Annotated in this window: 8 protein-coding genes; 2 read left to right on the top strand and 6 right to left on the bottom strand. The window is 69.0% G+C overall.

Annotated features, from left to right (window positions below; translation table 11 throughout):
• The coding region (gene hisS, locus VGZ32_RS16535) for a histidine--tRNA ligase (RefSeq protein ID WP_326886945.1) at positions 1-801 on the bottom strand (801 nt) is incomplete at its 3' end.
• An 18-nt stretch (positions 802-819) separates the two neighbouring features.
• Positions 820-1,551 carry an MBL fold metallo-hydrolase gene (locus VGZ32_RS16540; protein ID WP_326886946.1) on the bottom strand — a complete coding sequence of 244 codons (732 nt, stop codon included), beginning with the start codon at positions 1,549-1,551 and terminating at the stop codon, positions 820-822.
• A 241-nt stretch (positions 1,552-1,792) separates the two neighbouring features.
• On the opposite strand from VGZ32_RS16540, the gene VGZ32_RS16545 reads away from it, so the two are divergent.
• The gene (locus VGZ32_RS16545) at positions 1,793-2,632 is read left to right on the top strand and encodes a peptidylprolyl isomerase (protein WP_326886947.1); all 840 of its coding nucleotides are present in this window, start codon (positions 1,793-1,795) and stop codon (positions 2,630-2,632) included.
• A gap of 139 nt (positions 2,633-2,771) precedes the next feature.
• Positions 2,772-4,046, top strand: a complete 1,275-nt coding sequence (locus VGZ32_RS16550; RefSeq protein ID WP_414642556.1) for a DUF349 domain-containing protein — start codon at positions 2,772-2,774, stop codon at positions 4,044-4,046.
• Between the two features lie 259 nt (positions 4,047-4,305).
• Here the strand turns inward: VGZ32_RS16550 and VGZ32_RS16555 are convergent, their stop codons facing one another.
• The 4 genes from VGZ32_RS16555 to VGZ32_RS16570 all read right to left on the bottom strand — a co-directional run bounded on the left by VGZ32_RS16555 (position 4,306) and on the right by VGZ32_RS16570 (position 9,974).
• Entirely contained in the window at positions 4,306-5,898 is a 1,593-nt protein-coding gene (locus VGZ32_RS16555; RefSeq protein WP_326886949.1) for a S53 family peptidase, read from the bottom strand.
• 274 nt (positions 5,899-6,172) lie between these two features.
• Positions 6,173-6,736 carry a Uma2 family endonuclease gene (locus tag VGZ32_RS16560; protein ID WP_326886952.1) on the bottom strand — a complete coding sequence of 188 codons (564 nt, stop codon included), beginning with the start codon at positions 6,734-6,736 and terminating at the stop codon, positions 6,173-6,175.
• A 79-nt stretch (positions 6,737-6,815) separates the two neighbouring features.
• Positions 6,816-9,272 carry a bifunctional (p)ppGpp synthetase/guanosine-3',5'-bis(diphosphate) 3'-pyrophosphohydrolase gene (locus tag VGZ32_RS16565; protein ID WP_349263629.1) on the bottom strand — a complete coding sequence of 819 codons (2,457 nt, stop codon included), beginning with the start codon at positions 9,270-9,272 and terminating at the stop codon, positions 6,816-6,818.
• 168 nt (positions 9,273-9,440) lie between these two features.
• Positions 9,441-9,974 (bottom strand): adenine phosphoribosyltransferase, encoded by a 534-nt coding sequence (locus tag VGZ32_RS16570; protein ID WP_326886951.1) that lies wholly within the window; start codon positions 9,972-9,974, stop codon positions 9,441-9,443.
• Between the last annotated feature and the right edge of the window lies 1 nt (position 9,975).

The raw sequence follows: 9,975 nt of genomic DNA on the forward strand, positions 1-9,975 counted from the left end.
CTCGAACGTGGTGCGGGTGTAGTAGTCCAGGCCGCGTACCAGCTTCACGTCGTCCTCGAACGGCACGCCGAAGAGCGAGAGCAGCGTCTGGACCTCTTGGTGGAAGGCCTTGCACGCGTCGCACAGGAAGTCGCCGATGACCGGCGCATCCGTCAGCTGGGCCTGTACCTCGGGCCGCTTGTCGTCGAGCACCCGCAGCGGGTTGATCTCGATCCTGGCGCGCGTCGCCTCGTCCAGGTCGAGCCCGCGCAGGAACTTCTGAAGCGCGTCGCGGTACCTCGGCCGGCATTCCTTATCGCCCAAGGTGTTCAGCAGCAGCCGCACCTTAGTCAGACCGAGCTGCTTGAACGCGTCCCACGCCAGGATGATCAGCTCAGCGTCGACGGCCGGATCCTCGGTGCCCAGCGCCTCCGCGCCGACCTGCGAGAAGTGCCGGTAGCGGCCCGCCTGCGGCTGTTCGTAGCGGTAGTAGGAGCCGGAGTAGTACAGCTTCACCGGCAGCGCACCCTTGTGCAGGTTGTGCTGAAGTGCCGCCCGCACAACCGACGCGGTGCCTTCGGGGCGCAGGGTCAGCGACGCACCGCCCCGGGTGGTGAACGTGTACATCTCCTTGGAGACGATGTCGCTCGATTCGCCAACGCCCCGCTTGAACAGCGCGGTGTCCTCGAAGGTGGGCGTCTCGATGTAGCCGTATCCGGCGCGGCGTACGGTCGCGGCCATTGTCTCGCGCACGGCGAGGAACAGAGCCGACCTCGGCGGGATCAGGTCGAAGGTCCCCTTGGGGGCCTGGAAGGTACTCACAGCAGTCCGTCTCGGTTTCTACAGTCCGGGCCGCGCGGATCCGGCGTCCTTGAGTCCCCTCAGGAACGGGTTCGACGCGCGCTCGCGGCCGATGGTGGTCTGGGGGCCGTGACCGGAGAGCACGAGGGTGTCGTCCGGCAGCGGCAGCACGACCCGGGCGAGCGATTCGAGCATCGCCTGCGGATCGCCTCCGGGCAGATCGGTGCGTCCGATGGAGCCGGCGAACAACAGGTCCCCGCTGAACAGCACGTCCGGATCCGCGTCCCCTGGAGAGGAGTTCGCAGGCCCTTCTACGCCGCCGGGCAGCCTGAAGGTCACCGACCCCCTGGTATGGCCCGGGGCATGGCCGACAACCAGGTCGAAGCCGAGCGCGCCGGCGAAGTCCAGCCGTCCGCCGTCCTTCAGCTCCCGCACATCCGCGGGCTCGGTGAAGGTCGCGTCGCCGACCATCGCGGCCAGCTGCGGGCTGACCCCCTTAAGCGGGTCGGCGAGCATGTACCGGTCGTCCGGGTGGATGTACGCCGGGATGTCGTGCGCGCCGCATACCGGAGTGACCGACCACATGTGGTCCAGGTGTCCGTGCGTCAGGATGACTGCGGCCGGCTGCAGATCGTGCTCGCGCAACAGGTCCTCGAGCGGGCGTACAGCGTCCTCGCCGGGATCGATCACAACGCAGCGCTCATGCGGCCCGGGCGCCACGACATAACAGTTGGCGCCGAACGAGCCTGCGGGGAACCCGGCGATGAGCACGTGCGTCCTGATTTCTGCGTAATTCGGCGGCGGAGTCTAGCCAAAGACTACCGGCGGCCCGGACCCGATCGCGAACCGGTTGCGCCGCGGCCGCAGTGCGCCGGGACACGAGAAAAGTCTTAGGCGGACTCTTAGGAAGCGGCCCGTTGCGTACCGGCCACCTGCCCGTACACTTCACGCGGGCGGGTACCGACGCGGGTCGGGTCGACCGCGCGGGCGAGATCAAAAGGAGACGACAGACGTGGCGAGCACCAAGGACCGTCAGCGCGCGCTGGAACGGGCCCGCTACGAAAGAGTGCAGGCGAAGATCGCCAAGCAGCGCAAGGTCCAGGTCAGGCGTCGGCGGGTCGCGGTCCTCACCGCGCTGGCCGTCGTCCTGGTCGGCGGCGGCATCGCTTGGGGCGTGATCGCTGCATCCTCCTCATCCCCGTCGACGCCCGCCGCCGCCTCGTCGCCTTCGGCAGCGCCGTCCGCGTCCGCGTCGAGCACCGCCGAGCCGGTCGGCTACAAGGCGTCCGGCACCGCGGCGAAGAACGTGGGCATTCCGACCTACGACGCCGCCGCGGCCGCGGCGCCCTACACCGCCACGATCCACACGAGCCGGGGCGACGTCGTCTTCACCGCGCTGACCACCAAGGCGCCGTACACCACGTTCTCGTTCGAATTCCTGGCCGGGAAGAACTACTTCGACAACACCCCCTGCCACCGGCTGACCACCTCGGGCATCTACGTCCTGCAGTGCGGCGACCCGACCGGCAGCGGCTCGGGCGGCCCCGGTTACCAGTTCCAGGACGAGAACCTGAACTACTTCGGCGCGCCAGACTCCTCCGGCTCGGTCACCTACAAGGCTGGCACCGTGGCCATGGCCAACTCCGGCGCGGGCACCAACGGCAGCCAGTTCTTCCTGGTCTACAAGGATTCGCCGCTCCAGCCCAATTACACTCCGTTCGGCACCATCACCAAGGGCCTGGACATCCTGCAGACGATCGCGAACGGCGGGTCCGACAACGCGAACGGGACGGGTGACGGAAAGCCGAAGCTGGCGGTCACGATCGAGTCGGTCACCGTCACGAAGGGCTGACCGGTCGGCCGACCGGCGCATCCGGGGCGATCCGGAATCTTTCTCCCTCCCACCTGAACGCGGTGAGCTTGTAGAGTTCCCCGTGCGGGTGGGAGTCCGCCCGCCATGAACGTGGGAGGCCACCGTGTCCGAGGAAGCCGTGTCGAACGAATCGGCGCAACCCGCGCCGGGAGCGGCACCGGCCGGCGCAAGCGGCGATTGGGGTCGCGTCGCCGAGGACGGGTCCGTGTATGTGCGCACCGCCGACGGGGAGCGCCAGATCGGCTCATGGGCGGCCGGTACGCCTCAGGAGGGCTTGGCGTTCTACCAGCGCAAGTTCGACGGACTCAAGGCCGAGGTGGAGCTGCTCGAGCAGCGGCTGTCGACGACCAACCTGGACGCGAAGGACGCGGACGCGGCGGTCACCAAACTGCGCGAGGCGCTGAAGGACGCGCACGCGATGGGGGACCTGGCCGCGCTCGAGGTGCGGGTGGACAAGCTCGCGCAGATCGCCGAGCAGCGCCGCGCGGCCAAGCGGGAGGCCCGGGTCAAGCAGCAGGCCGAGGCCGCGACGCACAAGGAGCGGATCGTCTCCGAGGCCGAGTCGCTGGCCGAATCCTCCGAGTGGAAGTCGGCCGGGGAGCGGCTGCGCGCGCTGGTGGACGAGTGGAAGGGCGTGCCGCGGCTGGACCGCAAGGCCGACGACGAGCTGTGGGGCCGGTTCAGCGCGGCCCGCTCGGCGTTCGCCAAGCGCCGCAAGGCCCACTTCGCGCAGCTGGACGCGGAGCGGGAAGAGGTGCGGGTCCGCAAGGAGGCGCTGGTCGAGGAGGCCGAGTCGCTGGCCGAGTCGACCGAATGGGCGAACACCGCGCAGCGCTTCCGCGACCTGATGCGGCAGTGGAAGTCGGCCGGCCGGGCGCAGCGGGACACCGAGGACAAGCTCTGGGAGCGGTTCAAGACCGCGCAGGACACCTTCTTCACCGCGCGCAACTCGGACCTGGACCAGCGGGACGCGGGCTTCCGGGAGAACCAGACCCGCAAGGAGGAGCTGCTGGTCGAGGCGCAGAAGCTGGTGCCGGTCAGCGACCTGAGGGCGGCCCGTTCGGCGCTGCGCTCGATCCAGGCGCGCTGGGAGGAGATCGGCCCGGTGCCCCGTGACGCGAAGCCGCGGCTGGAGGGCGCGCTGCGGGAGGTGGAGCGCACGGTCGCGGACGCCGAGCAGGCGGAGTGGAAGCGCACCAACCCCGAGGCGCGGGCCCGGGCCGAGGCGACCGTCCGTCAGCTGGAGACCTCGATCGCGAAGTTCGAGAAGGAGCTGGAGCGGGCGCGCACCCTCGGCCAGCAGCGCAAGATCGACGACGCTCAGGCGGCGCTCGACGCGCGCCACGAGTGGCTGGCGCAGGCGCAGGCAGCTCTGGACGAATTCACCCGCTAAGGCCTCGCCGCCACGACGAAGCACGCAGCGCCGAGCACCCAGCCGACGTCGCCGCCGAACTCAACAAACGTCCATGCAAAAACGCTCGGCTGGGAAACCCCAGCCGAGCGCCTCGCTAAGCTGCTGGCCGAAGCCAACTAGACCATCGTGTTGCCATGTCCCCCAGAACCCAAGGTCCCTGGGGAGTGGCGCTGCGCTTTACTCGATCTTCTCATCCCCCAGCGCGGCCGGGTCTCTGCCCAGCCCGGGTTGTCGTCCTTCACCCGAGGTTGTCGGTGATGAAGTTCGCGCCGTCGTACGAGCCCCAGCCGGTCACCTGGTCATAGCCGCTCCCGGCGCTGAACGCGCCGTTGCTGCCGCTGGTAACGTCGTGGAAGTCGTGGGCGTAGTCCGAGCCGGTCGCGTCGGCGTAGATCGACGAGTTGGCGAAGCCGAGCGCGGACTTGCCCTTCGCCGCCGCGTACTGGTCGTAGACCGCGGTGAAGGCCGCCCAGTTCGGCGCGGCCGCGCTGGTGCCGCCGATCTGCGTCCACGAGCCGCCGGTGTAGATCGCCCAGCCGGTGTTCGGGTCGCCGACCGCGGCGACGTCGGGCACGTCGCGGTTGCTGTCGCTGGTCACGCCGGACTGGAACTTCGGCTGCGCGAACTGCGACGAGGTCCCGCCGCCGCTGCCGGACCACGCGGTCTCCGAGCTGTAGGTGCCGTCGGAGTTGGTGTTCAGCGTGGTGCCGCCGTCGCCCGCGTCGTCCGATCCGTTGTCGCCGGACGCGGCGAAGAAGGACTCGCCCTGCGACGCCGCGCTGGTGTAGCTGGTGTCGTCCGAGCTCATGTTGGAGCTGGAGACCTGGGACTCGGCCGAGCCCCAGCTGATCGAGACGATCGGCACGTCCGCGCTGACCAGGGCGGAGTAGAGGTCGACGTCGCCGGCCGAGCTGTTCGGCGCCTCGTACACCTTGATCGTGGCGCCCGGGGCGAGCGCCTGAATGACCTCGATGTCGAGTTCCGCCTCGTCCTGGCCGGAGGTGTCCGTGGTACCGCCGTCCACGTTCACCACGGTCGGGGCGGCCGCGCTCAGGCCGAACTGCTTGTCGTACGCGGTGATGTCGGACTGCTTGAAGGCGGAGAACTCCACCAGGCCGATGGTCTCGCCCTTGCCGGTGTAGCCGTTGGCATTCTCCGAGGCGAGGTCGTACGCGGCGCGCGCCTGCGTGGGCGTGAGGCCCGAGACTGCGTGGCGCTTGGCGTCCGGCACAGCGCGCACCCGGTCGAAGTGGGTGTGCGCGCGGAAGCTGCTCAGGCCGGCGACGTCCACCACGCTCGTGGCGATACCCAAGGGCAGCGTCGGCGCGGCGCTGTTGGCGAAGTAGTCCTGCTGGGTCTTGGCGTCATGGTAGGTCGAGAGGCTGACATTGAACGCCTTCTCCACCTGCGCGGCCGTGCCGCTGGCGTCGATCACCAGGCCGTTGCCGGAGACCTTGCCGACGGTCAGGCCCTGGCCCTGAAGATAGGCCGTGACCTGAGCGATGGTGGCCGGGGCGGCGCCGAACCGGGCAGCGAACTGGCCCGGCGCGAGATAGTGCTTGTAGAGCGGCGACTTGGGGTCGGTCACCGAGGCGGCGAACGCCTTGAGCGCGGCAGCGTCGCGCGGGGCGAGGCTCACGGCGACCGAGATCGCGCGGTTCGCGGCGACGGTGCCGGTGCGCGCGGAGCGGGCGACAGCCGAGACGACGTCGCCGTGAACAGCCACACGCGGCGCCGGTGCGGCACCGGCCGGGGTTGCCGCAACCGCGAGCCCGAGGATCGGCAGCGGCGCGGTGAGCGCGCCGACAAGCATCCTCTTGCGGGATATCACGAGCTTTCCTCCAGCGTGTTGAGCAGATACGGCGCGCAGTGGGAGTGCGGCGCCGACATCGGCTCAGGCGGGGTGGGCACCCGCCTCCCCCTCGGCCGACGTGTGGATCACGCTAGAAGCAGAGACCCCCTATCCATTAGGGGGAAACCCCTACAGTCACGGAGAAATACGCCCGTAACACATGTCTGACGCACAAGGCGACGCGAAAGCCGATGCCGGGCCTCCCCGCAGGTGGGAGGCCCGGCATCGGCTTTTTTGGAGGTGTGCGTGCCGATCAGCGCTTGGGATCGACCGGCAGACCCGCGGTGCTGAAGACGAGCGGATAACGCGTGTCGAGTTGGACGGCTTCGCCGTAGTCGAAGACCTTGTTGATCCGGTACTTGCCATCCTCAGGCTGCGCGTACCGCGTCGCCTGCCGAGTGTAGGGATCGAAAATGACGTACTCCGGGATCCCCGCACGTGCGTAGACACCCGTCTTCACCTGGTAGTCCACTACGCCGGTGCCCTTGGAAATGATCTCGACGACGATCTCGATCACCTCGGGAGTGGTGACGGATTGGTTGCTTTCAGCCACCCGTCTGGGCACCACGGCGAGGTCCGGGCAGAACTCGTGGTCCTCAAGCGGGAACGGGGTCAAGACGTCCGAGACATAGAGCAGTTCGGGAGGCAATTGCTCATCGAGCTGGGTCATCAGCCGATGGAGGGTCATGTTGTGCACGAACAGCAGCGGACTCATGATCAGGGCGCCCTCGACGATCTCGACCTTCTTGTACCCCTCGGGCAACTCCACTTCGAGATCCAGCAGGCGCGGGCGCGCCTGCATCGTGCGCTCGAGCATGGCGGTCACGTCAACCTCCCCTGCATCAGCCTTCTCAGTGCCGTCGGTCGGCTCATCATAGCGTTCCGTCATAGCACGTTCACACTCGGTAGACGTCATACACGCCCTCGATACCGCGCACCGCCTTCAGCACGTGGCCGAGATGCTTCGGATCGCCCATCTCGAAGGTGAACCGGGACATCGCGACCCGGTCGCGGGAGGTGTTCACCGTCGCGGACAGGATGTTGACGTGCTGGTCGGACAGCACTCGGGTGACGTCGGACAGCAGCCGGGACCGGTCGAGCGCTTCGACCTGGATCGAGACCAGGAAGACGCTGCTCGCCGTCGGCGCCCACTCGACCTCGACCACGCGCTCGGGCTGGGCCATGAGCGATTCGACGTTGCCGCAGTCCTTGCGGTGGACCGAGACGCCGCTGCCACGGGTGATGAAGCCGATGATGGCGTCGCCGGGGACCGGGGTGCAGCAGCGGGCCAGCTTGACCCAGATGTCGTCGTGCCCCTTGACCAGCACGCCCGGGTCACCGCTCGGCCGCGCCCGGCCGGAGCCGCCGCGGCGCCGCTCTCCCCGCTCGCCGGGCAGCCCGGGCATCGTGGACTCGGCCAGATCCTCGGTCGTGCCCTCTTCACCGCCGAGCGACTGGATCAGTCGCTGGACGACGTGCTGCGCCGAGACGTGGTTCTCGCCGATCGCCGCGTAGAGTGCCGAGATGTCCGCGTAGTGCAGGTCGAGCGCGATCGAGGCCAGCGATTCGCTGGACAGCAGGCGCTGCAGCGGCAGGCCCTGCTTGCGCATGGTCTTGGCCAGCTGCTCGCGGCCCTGCTCGATGGCCTCCTCGCGACGCTCCTTGGTGAAGTGCGAGCGGATCTTGTTGCGGGCGCGCGGCGAGGCGACGAAGCCGAGCCAGTCCCGGCTCGGCCCGGCGGTCGGCGCCTTCGAGGTGAAGATCTCCACCACGTCGCCGTTGTCGAGCTTCGACTCGAGGGGCACGAGGCGGCCGTTGACCCGGGCGCCGATGCAGTGGTGCCCGACCTCGGTGTGCACCGCGTAGGCGAAGTCGACCGGGGTCGAGCCGGACGGAAGCGAGACGACGTCGCCCTTGGGCGTGAAGACGAACACCTCCGACGCGGACAGGTCGAAGCGCAGCGCGTCCAAGAACTCGCCCGGGTCGGCGGTCTCCCGCTGCCAGTCGAGCAGCTGGCGCAGCCAGGCCATGTCGCCCGGGTTGACCTCGCCGCTGCCCGAGGGGCCGCGGACGGCCTCCTCCTTGTACTTCCAGTGCGCGGCGACGCCGTATTCGGCCCTGCGGTGCATCGAGTAGGTGCGGATCTGGAGTTCGACCGGCTTGCCCTGCGGCCCGATGACCGTGGTGTGCAGCGACTGGTACATGTTGAACTTCGGCATCGCGATGTAGTCCTTGAACCGGCCGGGGACCGGATTCCACCGCGCGTGGATGGTGCCGAGGGCGGCGTAGCAGTCGCGCACCGACTCGACCAGGACCCGGATGCCGACCAGGTCGTAGATCTCGGCGAAGTCGCGGCCGCGAACGATCATCTTCTGATAGACCGAGTAGTAGTGCTTCGGCCGGCCGGTGACCGTGGCCTTGATGCGCGCGCCGTGCAGGTCGCCCTGGACCATGTCGATGACCTGGGCGAGGAACTCCTCCCGCTTGGGCGCACGCTCAGCGACCAGGTGCACGATCTCGTCGTACATCTTGGGGTAGAGGATCGCGAAGGACAGGTCCTCGAGCTCCCACTTGATGGTGTTCATGCCCAGGCGGTGCGCAAGCGGGGCGTAGATCTCCAGGGTCTCCCGGGACTTCTGCTCCTGCTTGTCCCGGCGCATGTAGCGCATGGTGCGCATGTTGTGCAGCCGGTCGGCGAGCTTGATCACCAGGACCCTGATGTCGCGGGCCATCGCCACGACCATCTTGCGGACGGTCTCGGCCTGCGCCGCCTCGCCGAGCTTGACCTTGTCCAGCTTGGTCACGCCGTCCACGAGCAGCGCGACGGTGTCGCCGAAGTCGCGGCGCAGCATGTCGAGGGTGTAGTCGGTGTCCTCGACCGTGTCGTGCAGCAGCCCGGCACACAGGGTCGGGATGTCCATGCCGAGTTCGGCGAGGATGGTGGTGACCGCGACCGGGTGCGTGATGTACGGGTCGCCGCTCTTGCGCCGCTGGCCCCGGTGGTGCTTCTCGGCGATCTGGTAGGCCCGCTCGAGCGTGCGCAGGTCGGCCTTCGGGTCACTGGCCCGCACGATGCGGAACAGCGGTTCGAGGACCGGGCTCGGGCCGCCGGACCGGGGGCCGCCGAGGCGGGCGAGCCGCGCACGAACCCGGCTCGACGTGGCGGGTGCGGGACGGCCACCACCGGGCGCCGGGGCTGAAGGCGTTGGCGTAGAAGGCTTCGGCGAGGGCGCAGACGCGGACGTGGACGACGGCGTTGTGCGTTCAGCGGGGGTGGAGGACGCTTCAGACGCGGCTGCGGACGCGGGTGTCGACCGACCGCCGGTATCCGTCCCGGACCGCGCGCCGGGCATGGATTCACCCGGCTCCGGAGCGCCCTGCGGCGCCTTCGAGACTGCCTCCGGCGTTGTCGTCAATCGACTACCTCCCTGCATCCCCTTTTCCCCATGGTACCGGGGCCGACGAGGTGACGAGGCCGCTCTCGATCACGACCCCGCCCGACCAGGCACGAAGAGCGAGAATCACACCGTAAGCAGCGTATTGACCGGCACATCGGGGGCCGCTTGAGCCAGCCGGGCGCGGCCGGAAAGGAAGGTCAGCTCCAACAGCACGGCGACCGCCGCCGGCTCCGCGCCGCAGGCCCGGATCGCCTCGACCGCGGCGGCCGCCGTGCCCCCGGTCGCCAGCACGTCGTCGACCACCAGAACCCGGTCGCCGGGCTCGAAGGAGTCCTGGTGCACCTCGATGGTGGCCTCGCCGTACTCGAGTTCGTACGAGACGGCGTAGACGGCGCCGGGCAGCTTGCCGGCCTTGCGCACCGGGATGAAGCCGATCTCGGCCTCGACCGCGACCGGAGCGGCCAGGATGAAGCCGCGCGCCTCCAGCCCGACCACCTTCGTCGCCCCGATGTCCCGGGCCAGCCGCACGAACTCGGCAGTCATCGCCCGAAACGCCTTCGGGTCGGCGAGCAGCGGCGTGATGTCCTTGAACACGATGCCCGGCTTGGGATAGTCCGGCACGTCGCGGATCCGCGAGGCGAGCAAGTCAGCAATCACG

Origin of the sequence: Actinocrinis sp., from assembly GCF_035938995.1 — a bacterium.
Lineage (GTDB): Bacteria > Actinomycetota > Actinomycetes > Streptomycetales > Catenulisporaceae > DASZGI01.

Coding starts and splice junctions, on each gene's coding strand:
- VGZ32_RS16560 (WP_326886952.1), bottom strand. CDS start 6,736: ATGCTCGAGCGCACGATGCAGGCGCGCCCGCGCCTGCTGGATCTCGAA.
- VGZ32_RS16565 (WP_349263629.1), bottom strand. CDS start 9,272: ATGCCCGGCGCGCGGTCCGGGACGGATACCGGCGGTCGGTCGACACCC.